We start from the raw sequence: 18546 nt of genomic DNA on the forward strand, positions 1-18546 counted from the left end.
ATTAACACTGAGTGTGTAAACATGACATCAAGTCTCCTACGTAAAATGATATAGAGATATAGAACGGATCCAGCTCTACAAAAGCTTTCTACTATTCTATGGGGCAGGAGCTTGATGAGACAAGATTTAGTATTTTTCGTTCGCGAGTGTAATGTTTTGTATAAAAACTATAGGAAGAAAAAGACTCGAAAGGTTGATAATCCAAGGCTTTCCAAAACTGAACAAAAAGAACAAAATAAAAAGAGGGGAAGCTTCCAGCCTCCCCTAAAAATGTTAAATAAGTCAGTATTTATTAATGGGGCGTCCTACTTCCTGATATTCTCTTTTCATCGTAGCTTTTCCTGAAGCTACAAGATATTCTAGATACCGTCTCGCCGTAATTCGAGAGACACAAAGAGCCTCAGCTGCCTCCACAGCAGAAAGAGAACAGTTGCTTTGTCGCAATAGTCTCTCTACCTTTTTAAGCATTTCTGGATTCAATCCCTTAGGAAGAGACGACTGATAATTTTTACGGCTTTTTACTTGAAAAAGACTGTCTATATCCGCTTGGTCTACATCACGAGGTCCCCTTCGGAGCTTCGTTTCCATTTGTCTGAAAGATTCTAGAGATGCTTTCAAACGTTCATATACAAATGGTTTTACTATATAATCAAAAGCTCCTGCTTGAATAGCTTCGTTAACAGTATTTACATCTCGTGACGCCGAAACAATAATTACATCTACATTCTTTTGTTGTTCTCGTATTTTGCGTAGTGTATTTAAGCCATCAAGACCTGGGAGAAAAATATCAAGAATTAAAAGACGAACTGGCAGAGTCTCAAGCAATTCGAGGGCCTTTGCACCATCCCCAGCCACAGCAACGACACGAAAGCCTTCCAGGGTATTAATAAAATTTTGGTGTATCTCTGCCACCATAGGATCATCCTCTACAACAAGGACATCGATTCTACTCAAAGTGATCCCCCCCTTCTCTGTTTGGCAGCGTGACAATAAACTCGGTAAATTCACCTGGACTGAAGTCTAACGAAATATCTCCTCCTAAGGCATCTACCATCCTTCTAATGTTATAAAGCCCATATCCAGATGTACGAGGACGAGCTTTTGTAGAAAAGCCTTTCTCAAAAATTTTAGTTGCCAACTCCTCTGAAAGTCTCCCCCCATTATCCCAAACACATAATAATATCTGGTTCGACTCATCAAAAATAGAGAAAGATATTTTCCCTTTTCGATCATAAAGATCAACCACAGCCTCTATAGCGTTTTCCATAAGATTTCCGATAATAATAACAAGTGCCTGATCACTGATATGTACAAGTTCTCCGCAATAGCTATCGGGCGTAATTTCGCACTCGATAGCCAGTTCTTTGCATCGCCCCATTTTCCCTAAAAGAATACCTCCCACTGCTGGGTTTTTAATTCGTTCCGCAATCAAAGAAGCTGTAAATTGCCCTGGAGCTTGTTCCAGAGCTATAAAGCTTAAGGCCCGTTCATATTTGCCCAACTGAATGAGACCAGCTATAGCCTGGAGTTTATTCACAAATTCGTGATTCTGAACACGCAAGGAATCTACATACATACGAACACCTGTCATCTCTTCAGCCATGGCACGGATTTCTGACATATCGCGGAAACTGGCAATGGCCCCAGCTATTTGGTTGTTTAATACGACAGGAACTTTATTCACAATCAAGGGGGTCCCTCCCACGTTCTGCTCAAGGTCATATGTTGTTTCGCCCGATGTTAAAACTCCCTTAAGGTTAATTTCAGGAACCAGACTGTCCACATCTTCTCCCTCTACATCGAAGGAAATATTCAAAAGCTTACGAGCAGAGCGATTAATTAGGGTCACGCGGCCAAGACTATCTATAGCCAAAATGCCATCACGAATAAAGTCAATTAACTTCTCTCTTTCTCTTACTATCCTGGTCACTTGCCTTTTAAGTGACAGATTCCATAAAAGAGTGAGAAATATGGCAATGGCAAAGGCACCAATAACTTTTGTTATTAACTCTTTATCGATTTTCCCTTCTTGCCTATATTCATCGAACCATTTGCGATAAAGCTTATCGTAAGAGCCGTCACGACGAGAAGCCGCTAACCCTTCTCGCAGTATTTCCGCTAAAAATATATCTCCGTGAGCAATTGTGTATCCCCAATCACCACTAAAAAGAACCTGGGGCATGGCAACTACATTTGTAATGTGGAGTTTTTTATAGGCTGCTAAGCCTTGGTAAAGATTCATGAGGGCAAAATCATACTGCCCAGAAGAGAGGAGGTGGAGAATCTCCACGGGATGATCTGCTAATACAATATTTGACGTTAGACCACTCGAGCGAAGATACTCCTCTTCAGCACTACCTCTCTCCACAACAACAGCTTTCCCTGATACATCGCTCAAGCGGGTACTGCCAAATCCTTTTCGGGTAAAAATGGAATAAGGGACCTTCATCACGGGGAGAGAAAAATAATACTCTCCTATCTCTTTTCCAGATACGTCGGGCAAAAAATCTCCTCGCCTTTCTGTTTGCGAAGGAGGATACACGGTCACTACTGGTGCTAAATGAGGCAATATAGCATCTTCGCTTCGGGCATCTACAACTCCCAACAATAAATCTACACGAGAAGAATAAAGAAGCTCTGAGACTTCTTGCCAACGAACCATTCTGAAATTTAGAGCAAGTTCCTTCTCTTTGGCAATAGATTGCAAAAGTTCAACAAGGAACCCCGTTGGTTTTTGTTTTTCTCCAATAAACTCAAAGGGATCTAACGTTCGATCTCCCACCACATAAATAACTCTCCCGCCTACACTTGCCCCCCAGCTCGGCAAATAAAAAACAAAGAGGCTAAAAAAACAAGTGAAAAGAAGAGTCACTATCCAACTTTTTTTTCTCATCCTCACCTCACCAAAACCTATCCCACATATACTTAGAGATGAGAAAAGTACACAGATCCCACCATTTTTGCAAGGCCTCTTTCATCCCATTCTCTGTAACTTCGTTCAAAAAAGCAGCAGCTGATTCTGGTGACGAATTCCACAATTCTACAGCTTTTTTCTCGATCTCCACTTGCTTTCCAAACCACTCATTCTCAAAGGACGTGCGGACCTGCTCCATATCACGAACTGCCAATTGATAGCGTCGATTCACCAGATCGGCGGCGAGAAGAAACACCCATCGAGCAGAGGATGGATCAAAACGCTCCATCTTGAAATTTCGCCATCCTTCAGGAATGAAAGTGGCACCAGCATAGACAGGTACATAAACGCCCATGTGAGGATGCCCCATTGAGAACCAGATAATACCGCCAACTGGATCGGGGAGCCAGTTTCTAGACTGTGAAACAAATGTATAAGACGTTTTTGCTGATATTGGTCGATGATAAGGTATGTTTAAAAGAGCCCGCATAGGCCTGTCTGGGAAAGGAGTGGCCAACTCGCTTTTCATCAGTTTCCCATTCACATCTGGAACAAGCCAAGCCGGATTATCTTCCATATTAAAAGGTGTCCCTTCAAGGGTCGATCGTTGAATTGCCATCACATCTCGAACTGAAATTTTTTTGTCAGGTTTAATAGAAAAGGGATAGGAGGACACATCAGCGTTGGGATCCCATTCTTTGGAGGGGGCCAGCGTTTTAAAAAGATAATAAAGCCGTTCCCGAACCCAAGGACTGTACATGGACCAATATCCTGAACGAGGAGTATATGCGTCTCTCCAGTTAAAGGGATGTCCGGATTTGGGAGTATACCAACCATGCTGTATAGCTACATCCAAATAATTCTGTGAAGCCATAAAGTAGTCAGGTTGATTTAAATCAATGTTCGAAATAATACTGCCATTGGCTATTACGGCCACCTCATCATCTGGAACACGCCGTGCCACCCAAATAGCCCCTGGGACTCCACTCTCTGGTCTCCAGCCAAAGCCAACGCTTCGAATTTCAAAAATCCAGGCCTCATTAGGATCGGCAACAGTGAGGGCCTCTCCTTGACCCACGCAAGAAGGGAGGAAACCATAGGTTTCAGCCAGTCCCCCCATAAGCTTAATAGCCTCTCGAGCAGTTTTTGTCCTCTGAAGAGCTATTATCTCAAGCTGTTCTATGGTTAGAATTCCTTTCGCATCAGGAAGGAAGGCACTTAACTCATCTTTTTGCCCAACAGTGCTTTCCCCAATGGAGAGTTGATGCTCATTAAAACAAGAATACCCTACGTGGAAATACGTGTAGGTTTCCTCAGCTTGAGGAATGTGACCAATCACTCGAGGCGGATTCGCATCTTCTCCTAAAAGATTGATGTAAACGTTCATTATCGTTCCTGGAGCATATTTTTGACCTTTCACCACTCTTAAATTTGCATCATACCAGTTATCAGCCGTATGAGAATTGATCACAGAACCGTCCACACTCGCATTTTTCCCTACAAGAACAGCAGTACACGCCCAAGAAGGGAAAGAAACGGACACCAACAGGCAGGAAAAAAGCATCCATACAACCCATCTCTTCCTACGATTCACCTTGTCAACTCCTTTTAAAAGCGATAAAAGCAAATCTTTTATTATAGAGAGTCTATTATACGATACAAAAGGGGGATCGGGAAAATCCCGATCCCCCTTCATCTATAGGAATCAGCCTCTATGAAGGCTGTTACATTTGTGTTTCTGAATCAGGATAGAGGGACGTCATTTGAAAAGCAAGCTCCCCGCCCTTCACGGTAACATACACCTTGCTCCCTTCTCGCACCTCTCCAGATATAAGAGCTCGAGCCATTTTAGTTTCCAGCTGTCTCATTATGAAACGCTTCAAGGGACGAGCTCCAAAAACCGGATCGTAGCCGGCTTCAACAATATAATCTGCCGCTTCATCTGAAAGCTCGAGATCAATTCTCTGATCTTTTAATCTGTTTTGAAGCTCTCGAACCAAAAGCTTAACGATCTGGCGTATCTCATGCTTTTGAAGAGGCTTGAAAAGAACAATATCATCGACTCTGTTCAAGAATTCTGGACGAAAAGACTGACGCAACTCTGCCATTACAGCTTCTCTTGCCTGATCCTCTATCTGTCCGTCACTCGTAATTCCCTCAAGAAGGGAATGGGCTCCTATATTGCTGGTCATAATAATTACTGTATTTTTGAAATCGACTACATGTCCACGACTATCAGTCACTCGACCATCATCAAGAATTTGAAGCAATACATTAAATACATCCTGATGAGCTTTCTCTATCTCGTCGAACAAAATGACAGAATAGGGACGGCGACGCACAGCTTCAGTCAGCTGGCCTCCTTCTTCGTATCCTACATATCCAGGCGGAGCTCCAATGAGTCTGGAAACAGAGAACTTCTCCATATACTCCGACATGTCGATACGAATCATGTTCTCCTCGCTATCAAACAGGGCCTCGGCCAACGTTTTGGCCAACTCAGTTTTACCTACACCAGTCGGTCCCAAGAAGATGAAAGAACCTACCGGACGGCGAGGATCTTTAATGCCGGCTCTAGCCCGCATTACTGCATCTGCCACGAGCTGAACAGCCTCATCTTGTCCCACAACCCGTTGGTGAAGGATCTCATCGAGCTTCAACAGCTTCTCTCGCTCCCCCTCCATAAGGCGGGTAACAGGAACGCCTGTCCAACGACTTACTATTTCGGCAACTTCGTCTTCTGTTACCTCTTCTCGAAGTAACGAGGTGTTTTCATGGCTTGTTGCCAATCTTTCTTCCTCTTGTTTTAATCGACGTTGCAGCTCAGGAAGACGACCATGTTTCAGTTCTGCCGCTTTATTTAGATCATATTCCCGCTCCGCTTTCTCTATATCTCTTTTAACTGTATCTATCTCTTCCCGAAGAGAACGAACAGTCCCTATTTTTTCCTTTTCTTTCTCATACTGTGCACGAAGAGAGTCCGCTTCTTCCCGAGCTTCTTGCAGCTCTTTCTGAAGGTTCTTGAGCCTTTCAAGGCTCGCTTCATCTTTCTCTTTTCGCAATGCAGCCTCCTCTATTTCAAGCTGCATAACCTTCCTCGATGCCGCATCTAGTTCCGCAGGCAGAGAATCGATCTCTGTACGGATCATAGCGCAAGCCTCATCTACCAAATCAATAGCCTTGTCTGGTAAAAATCGGTCTGTAATATAACGACTCGACAGCACAGCCGCGGCAACGAGGGCATTATCTCTAATCTTGACCCCGTGATGTACTTCATACCGTTCTTTCAACCCTCGCAAAATAGAAATCGTGTCTTCCACATTTGGCTGCTCTACAAGAACAGGCTGGAAACGCCGTGCCAAGGCCGCATCTTTCTCAATATGCTTTCGATATTCATCGATAGTAGTAGCGCCAATACAATGAAGCTCTCCTCTTGCAAGCATAGGCTTCAACATATTTCCTGCATCAATGGCTCCTTCAGCCGCTCCGGCTCCCACAATGGTATGAAGCTCATCAATGAAGAGAATAATTTCGCCATTGCTTTCCTTTATTTCGTTCAAAACAGCCTTTAATCGCTCCTCAAACTCTCCTCTAAACTTGGCTCCTGCTACCAACGCCCCCATATCGAGAGCAAAAATAGTACGATTCTTAAGCCCTTCTGGCACATCACCTCGCACTATTCGTTGGGCCAATCCTTCTACAATAGCAGTTTTACCCACTCCAGGATCTCCAATAAGCACTGGATTATTTTTCGTTTTTCGGCTTAAGATTCGTACAACACGTCGAACCTCTTCGTCTCGGCCAATGACCGGATCTAGCTTTCCAGACCTTGCCATTTTCACAAGATCTCGCCCATAGCGCTCCAAAGCCTCATATGTAGCTTCAGGATTATCACTACTTACTCGCTGAGCACCACGAACAGAAGTGAGCGTCTCCAGAAAATTTTCTTGGGAAATATTATATTGTGACAAAATCCTTCCAGCAGCAGTTGTATTTCCTTCTTCAAGGAAGCACGAGAAAATGTGCTCTACAGAAACATACTCGTCCTTTAAACGCTCAGCTCTTTCCTGAGCCTGAGCCAAAAGTTGAGATAATCGCCGCGAAATATAGATTTTCCCCGGCTCAATCCCGGGACCAGAAATCTTCGGCCTTTTTTCGAGTTCTTTTTTATTATCTCTCGCTACACTCTCTACAGGGATTCCCATTTTTTGAAGAAGCCTCGGGATCAGTCCTTCAGGCTGTTCTAAAAGGGCCAGGAGTAAATGCTCGCCATCTACCTCTTGATGTCCCCAGCTCACAGCCATATCTTGAGCTGAAGAAAGTGCTTCTTGTGATTTTCTTGTAAATTTGGAAATATCCATCAATAAAACCCCTCTCTAGCAACCACCTGTCAGCATACAGAACGATCTCTTTGACCTTTGCTAACCAACAAACATTATATAGGTCAGGGTTGGTCATTCAAGGAGCCATCATCGCAAATAATCCAATTTATTTACGATTTTACTTTGTAACCTCTATTTATTTCTTTTTTTCTTCCTATAATATAAAAGCTCATCAACCTCTCCCATATTTTGGGCAAAGCAGGGTTGGGAATAAATGAGATGGTATGGAGGGCAAGGCCAAATAGGGAACAAGATGGGGGATATATCTGGAGTTGCGCAAGCTACATAGACCGTTTGAGGAGGCACAGTGGAAGATAGGAGGGGGTAGGAACATACGGCTGGAAAACACGGTCAGGTAGGAAGAGAGATTGTAGAATAATAGACCAAAAGGCTGAGGAAGAAACAAGCCTTCTACCGATATAATAATAGTTGGTAAAGAATGAATTCGATTTTTATGGAGGGAAAGAGATGAAGAAAAAATTCGCTCAACTCCTCGTAGCAATTGGCCTCCTTTTATTAATGGCGCCAGGTTGTTGCTGGGGAGCTTCCGATTTTACAGTCAAAGATTTTAAGCCGGAAGGGACAGTAACGGGAACGCCTCTTTTTACCGCCGTTTTTTCCACTCCCGTAGTGGAAGATTCTTTAAAGGGGCAAAAGGTTGCAGCAGAAGAATTCCCATTTTCTATCTACCCATCTGTTCCTGGAGAAGGGCGATGGGATGACGAAAAAACCTTTATATTCAAGCCGTTAGCCCCCCTCCTCCCAGCCACTGCTTATCGCGTTGAGTTCAAAGAAGGGGTTCGAGATCGGGGAGGACGCCTCCTTGCTGGGCGCCACTCCTTTGTCTTCCAAACTCAACCTCTTTCTTTCGTAGATGCTCGGCAAATCGACTTTTCAGAAGATGGAATTGCCACAGTTGAACTCTCTTTTTCCCTACCTGTCTCCCCTATACGAATCAGGGGGTTTGTTACATTACAGGACCAGTACGGGCGAAATATTCCTTACTCAGTCGCCGGCGAACATCCTTCCACATCCATAACTCTCACCACCGACTATATTTCCGGTGAAAAACTGAAGTTTTCTATTGCCGCCGGGTTAACGAGTGAACGTGGTCCTTTAGGCCTTGAAAAAGCCATAGTGCACGAAATTCCTCTCTCTGCTACGTTATCCATCCGAAGTTCATGGGCATATCAACAGAGTCCTCAGCAGGGTGTCATTATGTTCCAAACAACAACTCCCGTTCATATGGGAACGATAAAAAATTTCATCTCTCTGGAACCCCATATTCCTTTCAGCATCAACCCTGAATATAGCGGGTTTTCTATCGCTGGCCCATTTCTTCCCAGACAACGGTACAGTGTGACCATAAAAAAGGGACTTCCCGCCCGAAGTTCTTCTGGAGGGAAGCTCACTGAAGACTTCACAAAGGCTTTTATTTTTCCAGATCTCGAACCTTCTGTTTCCTTCCCTACCGCAGGAATGTTTCTATCCCCGGCGGGGGATCTTCGAATACCTGTAGAAGCTGTGAATATGGAGGAAATAGAGATTGCCCTATGGCGTCTCTATGAAAATAACATCTCTTATTCCGTAATCTCTGGAACTGACTCTATTCCTCGGGAACTATCCCGATTAATCATTCAGAAAAAGGCTGAAATAAAAGGAAGGCCAAATGCCACAGAACGACGAGCATTAGATCTTCGTTCTTTAGCTGAAGGGCAAAAAGGCGTATTTCTTCTTACAGCTAAGAGTACGGATCCCAATGCCTGGCAAGAAGCTCAACAGATTGTAACTGTTACTGACATAGGTATCGTAACTCGCCTCTACAACGAAGGGATTATGGTTTGGGCCAACTCTATTCGTGATCTGAAGCCTATTTCGAGGGGCACTGTGAAAATATACTCTCGAAGCAATCAACTTATAGCTGAAGGGAAAACTGGCCGAGACGGAATTTTTATGCTCCATCGTACAGACTCTTGGAATGACAGTCTTCGTCCCTTTTTGGTTACTGTAGAAAAAGATAGCGATCTCTCTTTCCTCCGCATAGATCGAAATGTTTTGGCAGATAACGGATTTGATATTGGAGGGCGCCCATACCTTCGTAAAGGATATGAGGCCTTTTGTTTCGCCCCTCGAAACCTTTTCAGGCCAGGAGAAGAAGCGACCTTTAAAGCTATTCTTCGTAATGGCGACCGTGAAGCTCCGAAACCATTTCCTGTCCTTGTAGCCATACGTTCAGCAGAAGGGAAAGAAGTGGCAAAATCTACAGTAGAGCTTTCAGAAAACGGGACGTTGCTCTTCTCATGTCGTCTCCCGGAAGCTACGCCTACAGGAACATATCAGTTCTCCGTATTCCTCCCTGGCGATGAAAAAAAGCCTCTGGGACAAATGTTTTTTTATATACAAGAGTTTGCTCCACCTCGCCTTGAAGTCTCTGTAGAAGGAGATGCGAAAAAAATTGTTCCTGGCGATACGACAAAAATATCCCTTACATCAAAATACCTCTTCGGCGCCCCAGCCTCCGATCTCCCGTGGGAGGCTGAAGTACGAACTATTGCAGTCCCCTTCTCCCATCCTCAGTGGGGAGCTTATGTCTTCGGTGATGGAGAAAAAACCGCTGACGAGTTTACTGATTTTCTTGGTCAAGGAGCCCTCGACAGCAATGGGAAAGGGGAGATCTCTTACTCTTTGAGAGAAGGACTTCAAGCCCCGTCTCTTTTAAACTTTCTCTTCACTGCTAAAGTCAGAGAAGAGGGTGGAAGATGGGTTCCTCATACTCTTACAATCCCTTGTTATCCTACCCCCTATATGATAGGCGTCGAAAAAGCAAAGGGGATGCCGGAACCGGGGAAACCCTTCGAGCTTCGGGTAGCTGCCGTTACGCCGGAAGGAGAAGCCGCTCCTATAGAGACAATAACAGCCTCCGTTTCAAAAATTATGAAACATTACACCCTTAAACGGTATGGCGATCAGACACGGATGGAAGAACAGGAAGAGCTTGGAACTCCTGAAGAAAAAATTCTCCCATTGGTGAAAGGCGTGGGCACTTTTACATTTACGCCACAGGATTCTGGAGAATATCTCGTGCGATTTGAGGAGAAAGAGAGCGGAAGCTCAGCCTCTACACGTATCGAAGCATGGTATCCCTTTGGAGAAGGAAAAGGTTCACCTCTTATAGATAGGATTCTGCTCTCTACCGACAAGGATAAGTACGTTCCTGGCGAAACCGCCACAATCCAGATCCGTTCTCCCTTCAAGGGAACATTGCTTTTTACCGTAGAAACAGACAAACAGCTTTCCCGGAAAATCGTGGAGCTTGAGTCGGGAGAAATCACTATTCCCGTGAAAGTTACGGAAGAAATGGTCCCCAACGCCTATTGCACTGCCTGGATTCTGCGCCCTGTGGCTGAAACAGGTGATGAGACATGGGGATCCCACCGGGCTCTGGGTTCTGTTCCCCTTATTGTAGACGGGCCAGAAAACCATTTATCCATTACCGTAGAGGGACCCGAAGAATCAGAACCTGGCTCAGAGGTCTCTTTTACCCTCAGCCTTACCGACTATCGTGGGAAACCCATACAGGGAGACATAGCCGTCGCCCTTGTAGACGAAGGGATTTTAGGCCTTTCTGGGTATAAAACTCCGGCACCTGAAGAATTTTTCCTCGGGAAAAGGGAGCTATCTATCTTTACAAATGACATGTACGACCTGCTCATGCCTTTGGAGTCACGGGAAACGCCGCTTCTCCACCCAGCAGGTGGCGGAAGCGCTGAGGCCATGTATGCCGCTATGGGAGGTCTCTTATCTCCCCTCCTCACTGGACGTTCTCTTGAGATTCTCTCTCTCTTTGAGGGGAAAATCAGTACTGACGGGAACGGCAAGGCTGTTGTGACCTTCAAATTGCCTGAATTTAGCGGGAAGGGACGTCTCATGGCTGTAGCCACGGGAGGAGCAGCTTTTGGCTCCATCTCCCGCCCTCTTACGATCCAGAGAGACGTGGTTTTAGAACCCTCTCTGCCGAAAGCTGTAGCACCTGGCGATATATTCGAATCGATTTTCTCTGTCTTTTCAAGAAAAGATAAGGAAGAAAAGGTGATCGTTACCATTAAAGATATGAAAGGTGTCACTCTGGAAGGGGCGGAAAAATCTTTTGAGCTTACTATTCCTGCCCAAGGGCGCCTCTCTCGTTCTTTCTCTTTCAAAGCTCTCCCCCAGGCAAGCATAGGAGGGATAACATTTGAAACAAAATGGGGGGATAGGTCATTTATCACCCATCGGGAAATTACCATCAGACCTCCCTATCCCCGTATCAGCATTACGAAAAATGGGATGATAGCTACAGAAGGAAACCATCCTCTGGCTCTTGATCAAACGTGGTTCCCTGGAACGCAAAAAGGGGGGTTGACCCTTTCAGGCCTTCCTACAGCCAATCTTTCCGGAGCCCTTAACTTCCTTCGCTCTTACCCGTGGGGCTGTCTGGAACAAACTGTATCTTCCGCATGGCCTCTTCTTGTTTTGCCAGATCTTGTAAAAAGCACAGATCCAACTCTCGCATCTGACGCCGAGATAAAACAACAGATTGTCGACACCCTTCGCCAACTTTCAGCTCTCCAGCTTTTTGATGGCAGCTTCACCACATGGCGAGGAAACAACGTTCCTGACAGATGGGGAAGTGTCTATGCTGCTCATTTCCTTGTAGAAGCAACAAGGCAAGGTCTTCTCGTTCCTGAGAATATGGTAGGGGGAGCCCTCTCATATTTGCGGCAGATCCTTGCTTTAAGCGACGAGGAAGGAGCAGAAGGCTTCTCTACGCGAGCATACGCTGCCTTTGTTCTTTCTCTCTACGGGGAACCACCCTTAGGGTGGATGGATCATCTCCAGAGCTTTCGAGATAAAATGACATTATCTGGACGGATCCTTCTTGCTGGAGCATACGCCCTCTACCAGAAAAATACGGATCCTCTCAAGAGCCTTGGGGGTATCCTTCCAACTATGGAAAAAGAAGGAACTATGGGAGCTACACTAGAAAGCCCCTGGCGAAATAAGGCGTTCCTGCTCCTCATATGGGACCTTGTCGATCCCCTTGCTCCTGAAACAACAACGCTAGCCGCCGAATTCATGGCTCAGGTTGAAAAAAATGGATGGGACACCACCCAAGAGAATGGCTTGGCTCTGTTAGCATTGGGGCGGTATCTGGAAGGGACTCAAACAATTCAAAAAGGCCCCTTTACAGCTAGCGTTATTCTTCCAAATGGGAACGTAGGAGCTACGATCAATCAAGAGACTCGAGCCTCCCTCAATCTCGATACCGTAGAAGGGAAAGAACTCACCCTTCGCCTCGAAGGGACGGGGCAAGTCTACTACGGCATGGTTCTTTCAGGAGTACCCGAAAAAGCCGTGGAGAGCTACGACCATGGCATTCAAGTGAGACGAACCTACACGAACAGGCAAGGAGTCAAGCTTGAAAAGAATGTGGCAGTCCAACATGGAGACAAGATAACCGTCACCCTACAGATTATTCCTGCTGGTCCAGTTTCCATGCTGGTCCTAAGCGATATTTTGCCTGGCGGGCTGGAAATTGAATCAACTGGAGATGGAGCGAAAGAGGCCCTCGATACTGTTAATATCCGGAAAGAACAACGGGATGACCGGCTTATACTCTTTGTTTCCGGCCTTAAAGAACCCCTGGAATATACATACACCGTCCGAGCCGTTTCTCGCGGATCTTTCGTCATTCCCCCTGTCACTGTGGAAGACATGTATAATCCAGGAATAAAGAGCCTTTACGGCGGAGGATCGTTACAGGTTCAATAAAGAATGGAGCAGAAAAAGAAGCTACGATCCTATATTTTAAAAGATAAAAGAATAAAAGGATTGGCCCTTGGAGCCCTCTTTATTTTTCTCCTATGGGCCTTTCCCTTCTTTGTTCCCCTCGACATGAAGGCAATTCGCCAGTGGCCAATATCCCGGGTGGCACTCGACAGATACCATCAGCCTTTTTTTGTAGAACTCTCCTCAAACTCGGAATGGTGCATTCCTGTGTCTCTTCAAGAGATGGGGCCATGGGTTCCTAAAATTGCTGTTGCTATTGAAGATCGCAAATTCTGGTCTCATCATGGAGTCAACCTTTTCGCCATAGGCCGTGCTGCTATTCAGAACATGAGAACAGGCAAAATTGTCTCTGGGGCCTCCACTATCTCAAGTCAAGTCATTCGTCTCACATATCCACGCCCCAGAAAGGTATCCGTTAAAATTGCAGAGTTTCTCCAAGCCATGAAGTTAGAACGTCTTACATCGAAAGAAAACATCCTCGAGATCTATCTCAACAAGGCTCCTTTCGGAAGCAATATTCGCGGCATAGAGGCTGCCAGCCGCATTTGGTATGGGAAACCAGCATCTACCCTATCTTCTGGAGAAGCGGCTCTTCTTATAGGCATGCTGCGAGGTCCCTCTCTCTATCGTCCAGACAGAAACCCAGAGAAAGCTCGCGGCCTTCGGAACCATATTCTCTCTTCACTGAGAGACCAGGGAATTCTCTCGCCAGAAGAAGCAAAAATCGCTATGGAGGCTCCCGTCCCTTCTCTCACCAAGGAAATGCCGACCATGGCCTTCCACTTCGCCAACCAGGCGTTGAATCTCTCAGAGAAGCCAGTAGTATCTACCACTTTAGATAGAGCCTTTCAATATCGAGTGGAACAAATTCTACATCGCACCCTTAACGGACAGCCCTCATCCATTACAGGATCTGCTCTTGTGATTCACAACTCCACAGGAGAGATCCGAGCATACGTAGGGAATGGGCGCTTAGGATCGGGAACCGCCGGAAGCTGGGTCGATTGTTGCCAGACCCTTCGCTCTCCAGGATCGGCGCTGAAACCCTTTGCCTATATTGAGGCCTTTAGTCGCGGACTCCTTACCCCTGCTTCCCTTCTCGCCGACACTCCCTTTTCCTTCGGAGGTCATTCTCCTCGAAACTTTGATCTCAAATACAGAGGCCCTGTAAGCGCCAGACAAGCCCTCGCCAATTCTTTAAATGCACCGGCAGTACGAGTTCTCCGCATGGTAGGAGGGGAACCCCTTTTACAATCTCTTCGGTCGGCAGGGTTCTCATCTCTAAAGAAAGATGCCTCATATTACGGAGACTCCTTAATTCTCGGTGGATGTGAAGTGTCTGTTATGGAAATGGCCTTGGCCTACGAAACTCTCGCTAATTTAGGAAGACAGCATCCCCTTCGTCTCCTTAGTGACAGCCCATTCTATGAAAAAAAGATATACGATGAGCCCAGTTCATTTCTCATAGCAGACATTTTAAAAGACAGCCAAAGGCTCCTCCCCATGCGCCGTGAAGCGTTACTTCATCTCAAAAAGCAGGTGGCTTTCAAAACAGGGACATCTTACGGCTTTCGTGACGCATGGACAGCCGCCTATACACCAGAATATACTGTCGTAGTCTGGTTTGGGGATCCGGAAGGATTTCCAAATGCCAACCTGGTAGGTTTGAACCTTGCGACTCCCGTCGCTCTCGAAATACTTTTTTCCACACCTGAAACTGAATCTTCGTGGTATCCAGTTCCCGGAGGACTGGCATTACGATCCGTGTGCGCCCTCTCAGGGCTGCCTCCTTCCGAAAGCTGCCCCGTGGTTAAAAAAGACTGGCACATTCCCGGCGTTTCCCGAAGCAATCGATGCCCTATTCATCAAATGCGGCAAGGGCAGCCTGTCCTTATATGGCCCCCAGAGCTGGCCATGATGAATCCGTCTCTTCCGATAGCCCCTGAAGAGGAGACTATCGTCATTACCTCCCCTCTAGCGGAAACCCGTTTCCTCCTTACTCCAGAAGGAGGGAGGCAGAAAATAGCCTTACGTCATGAAGGAACAAAGGGGAGGGTCTTTTGGTATGTTGATGGAGAATACTACGGGGAAACAAAAGCCCCGGAGCTCCTCTTTTGGGAGTTATCTCCAGGGCATCATTCCTTCGCCGTTATGAACGAAAAGGGTCAAAATGATCGCGTAGACATAGAGGTGCTTACCGTAACTCCGTCTCGCCAAGCTCTTCCTTCTTTGGAAACCTTAGAGCTTTATTGACGCACCTTGACGCCCTAACATCTGATTCTTTAGTGTGCTCTCTTCGGCATTGTTGACAAACCTAGACAAACCTAAGCGTTCAGGCGCTTGGATGACGGGGTCTCTGCCTCCTAACGTTTCGGCGTTATTGACAGGCCTCAGCCCCTTGGGTTAAAGAAAGATTCATCGGCAAGAGCCTGAAAAAGCTCTCTCTCCCGAGGAGTTAACTTTTTAGGAACAACAATTTCAATAACCACATAGAGATCGCCAGGAGCCGTTCCTTTTCTACGGGGTAGCCCTTTCCCTCTTAAACGCAGTCGCTGCCCACTCTGCGTTCCAGCAGGGAGCTTCATGCTCACCACGCCATCCAGTGTCGCCACCGGTATAGTAGCACCAAGGGCCGCCTCCCATGGAGAGACTCGCACCACCGTGGTCAAGTCATATTGATTCACGTCAAACCGAGGGTCTTTCCGGATGCGGACGGTAATGAAAAGGTCCCCTGCCGGAGATCCCCCTACACCGGGACTTCCCTTCCCTGCAATCCGAATGCGGCTTCCATCAGTAATTCCTTTCGGGAAATTCACTGTCAGCCTCTGCCAGCGAGGAATCCTCCTCCCATCCCGGGAAACATCGTACCCCTCTAGAGAAATAGTTTTAGATTCGCCACGCAAAATTTCTTCCAAGGAGAGCTCAAGCTGTACCTCCACATCTTCTCCCTTACGGCGACGAGGTGTTCTGGAAAAGAAAAAATCCTCCGCTCCCATAGAACCATTCTCGCCGAAACCACCAAAAATAGTTCGGAAAAAGTCGCTAAAATCTCCTAGATTCTCGCCAAAATCCATGCGGAAGGTCCCACTATTCCCCCACTCTGGCGGCGGTGTAAAACTTTGCCCTTCCTGCCACTGGCTTCCAAGAGCATCATATCTCTGGCGCTTGTCGGGATCTTTAAGAACCTCATAAGCCTCATTAATTTCTTTATAACGTTCTTCGCTCCCAGGAGCTTTATTTACATCTGGATGATATTTCTTAGCGAGATTGCGATACGCTTTCCGTATTTCATCCTGAGATGCATTTCGTGCCACTCCAAGAATGGCATAATAATCTTTATATGCTATAGCCATAGCATCGCCACCTCTCTTTGACCTTTCCTAACCAATTATTATACAATTCTTTTGGAACTCTTCAACTCTCCCTTTTGTGGAGTATATAATTCAAAGAGGAACAAATGCAATAAAAAGGGGGCGGCTGATAGTGAAAATGCAGATGGTACGCATCCATCTCTCAAACGGTACGGTGGAACCTTTTACAGTGGACGAAGGGCTGGCACGGAAATATATTGGCGGTTCCGGTCTTGGTACCTATTTCCTCTTCAAATATTCCCAAGCTGGAGCTGATCCACTCGGCGCTGACAATCCCCTTATCTTCATGAACGGCCCTTTCCAAGGCACTGGTATTCCCACATCAGGGCGACATGAGATTCTCTCAAAATCACCTCTTACCGAAGCCTTTGGTGAGTCAGACGCTGGAGGCAGTTTTGGTTTCCATCTCCTCAAAAGCGGTTACTACGGCATTATTATTCTCGGGAAATCAGAACATCCTGTTTATATTGCAATCCGAAACGGGGAGGTGTCTATAAAGGACGGACAACACCTGTGGGGAAAAGACACCTTTGAAACGCAGGCTCTTCTGGAAAAGGAGATGGGGGGACCTTGCGGCGTAGCCTGCATTGGGCAGGCAGGGGAACGCGGCGCTCTTATAGCCAACATTATGCACGATGGCTCACATGCAAGGGCTGCAGGCCGATGTGGCCTCGGTGCTGTAATGGGGAGTAAGAACCTAAAGGCCATTGTAGCCACAGGAAGATACCGCCCTTCTCTCTTCGACGAGGAAACCGTTCACAAGCTATCGAAAGAAAAATATAAACTTTTCGCAGAAAAACTGGCAGGAATGACGCGATTTGGTACGCCTGGAGGCGTTGCACTTGCCGAAGAATATGGCGATCTCCCTCTCAAAAACTGGCAGGAAGGTTCGTGGAAACCTGAAGTTTCTTCACTCACAGGAGAAACCATGGCAGAAACAATTCTCTCGGGAAACTATGGCTGTATGGCATGTCCTATTCGGTGCGGCAGAGAAGTAACCTTCGACAATATTGATGGAGCCGGGCCTGAATACGAAACAATCGGCATGTTAGGCAGCAACTGCCTCATTAATAACTTAAAAGATGTTGCCAGAGCAGCAGATATATGCAATCGCTACGGCCTCGATACGATCTCTACAGGAGCAGCTATAGCCTTTGCAATGGAACTCTATGAACGGGAAATCATTACTGAACAGGAAATTGGCTTCCCCTTGGTATGGGGTGATGGGAAGGCCATGATACGAATGGTAGAAGCTATTGGCAAACGAGAAGGATTTGGAGCTCTCCTCGGCCTTGGGACTCGCAAAGCTGCGGAAAAAATAGGTCGTGGCGCAGGAACCTATGCTATTCACGTAAAAGGACTTGATCTTCCGGCTCACGACCCTCGATGCTATAAGAGCCTTGCCACAGGCTATGCCACATCTCCTCGCGGAGCTTGCCATCTTTCGGGGTATTCCTACGCATGTGAACGAAACGCCATCTATCCCGATTTTGGCATAACAGAGGTTCTCGACCGAAGCATTGATGAAGGGAAAGGGGCTCTGAATATCGTATTCCAAAACTATATGTGCATTCTCGATTCCCTGAAAATATGCAAATTCCCCTTTTTAGCAGCCCTCTCAGTGCAGGATATTCTTACATGGATCCGAGGAGTTACTGGATGGGATATGTCTCGACAGGAGCTTGAGGAATGTGGAGAGCGCATCTTCACCCTTAAGAGGCTTTTCAACGGAGGATGTGGATTAACCAAAGACAACGACACTCTTCCTTCACGTATTCTAAAGGAACCCCGTGGCAGCGGCGGTGCAGCCTTCACTCTCCCAAACCTGAAGCATCAATTAGATGAATATTACGAACGTAGAGGATGGTCCGCAAATGGACTTCCAACTGAAGAACAACTCAAGAAACTGGGTTTGGAAGAGTTTTCGTCGTGGCTTCACGCTATGCCTTGAAAAGCATCTTAACGATTTTTTCCAGATGGGTGAGATCTGAGAAAAATTTCACTCATCTGGAACAAATATATTGAGTTAACCGTAGCGACGTTGCGTCAA

The 18546-nt window shown here is 46.3% G+C and carries 8 protein-coding genes; 3 read left to right on the forward strand and 5 right to left on the reverse strand.

Features of this window, described 5'->3' with window-relative positions:
- Positions 1 to 282 precede the first annotated feature (282 nt).
- The 4 genes from B3L97_RS00430 to clpB form a co-directional block, all read right to left on the reverse strand.
- Positions 283 to 954, reverse strand: a complete 672-nt coding sequence (locus tag B3L97_RS00430) for a response regulator (RefSeq protein WP_034327066.1) — start codon at positions 952 to 954, stop codon at positions 283 to 285.
- Positions 947 to 2785 (reverse strand): transporter substrate-binding domain-containing protein, encoded by a 1839-nt coding sequence (locus B3L97_RS00435; RefSeq protein ID WP_286933021.1) that lies wholly within the window; start codon positions 2783 to 2785, stop codon positions 947 to 949. The genes B3L97_RS00430 and B3L97_RS00435 overlap by 8 nt, the downstream gene beginning before the upstream one ends.
- Before the next feature lie 115 nt (positions 2786 to 2900).
- Positions 2901 to 4508 (reverse strand): dipeptidase, encoded by a 1608-nt coding sequence (locus B3L97_RS00440; protein ID WP_286933024.1) that lies wholly within the window; start codon positions 4506 to 4508, stop codon positions 2901 to 2903.
- Between the two features lie 130 nt (positions 4509 to 4638).
- Positions 4639 to 7275 carry an ATP-dependent chaperone ClpB gene (gene clpB / locus B3L97_RS00445; protein WP_286933026.1) on the reverse strand — a complete coding sequence of 879 codons (2637 nt, stop codon included), beginning with the start codon at positions 7273 to 7275 and terminating at the stop codon, positions 4639 to 4641.
- A gap of 489 nt (positions 7276 to 7764) precedes the next feature.
- Between clpB and B3L97_RS00450 the strand changes: the two genes are divergently transcribed.
- Both B3L97_RS00450 and pbpC read left to right on the forward strand, forming a co-directional pair.
- Complete coding sequence (locus B3L97_RS00450) at positions 7765 to 13107, forward strand: Ig-like domain-containing alpha-2-macroglobulin family protein (protein WP_286933028.1); 5343 nt, start codon at positions 7765 to 7767, stop codon at positions 13105 to 13107.
- Positions 13108 to 13110: 3 nt separating this feature from the next.
- On the forward strand, positions 13111 to 15378 hold the full coding sequence (gene pbpC, locus B3L97_RS00455; protein WP_286933031.1) for a penicillin-binding protein 1C: 2268 nt from the start codon (positions 13111 to 13113) through the stop codon (positions 15376 to 15378).
- A gap of 137 nt (positions 15379 to 15515) precedes the next feature.
- Here pbpC and B3L97_RS00460 read toward each other — a convergent pair whose 3' ends face one another.
- A complete protein-coding gene (locus B3L97_RS00460; protein ID WP_286847274.1) occupies positions 15516 to 16478 on the reverse strand; it encodes a DnaJ C-terminal domain-containing protein in 963 nt (320 codons plus the stop codon).
- A gap of 136 nt (positions 16479 to 16614) precedes the next feature.
- Between B3L97_RS00460 and B3L97_RS00465 the strand changes: the two genes are divergently transcribed.
- Complete coding sequence (locus B3L97_RS00465; protein WP_034327083.1) at positions 16615 to 18447, forward strand: aldehyde ferredoxin oxidoreductase family protein; 1833 nt, start codon at positions 16615 to 16617, stop codon at positions 18445 to 18447.
- Positions 18448 to 18546 lie beyond the last annotated feature (99 nt).

Origin of the sequence: Aminobacterium sp. UBA4834, from assembly GCF_002400205.1 — a bacterium.
GTDB lineage: Bacteria > Synergistota > Synergistia > Synergistales > Aminobacteriaceae > Aminobacterium > Aminobacterium mobile.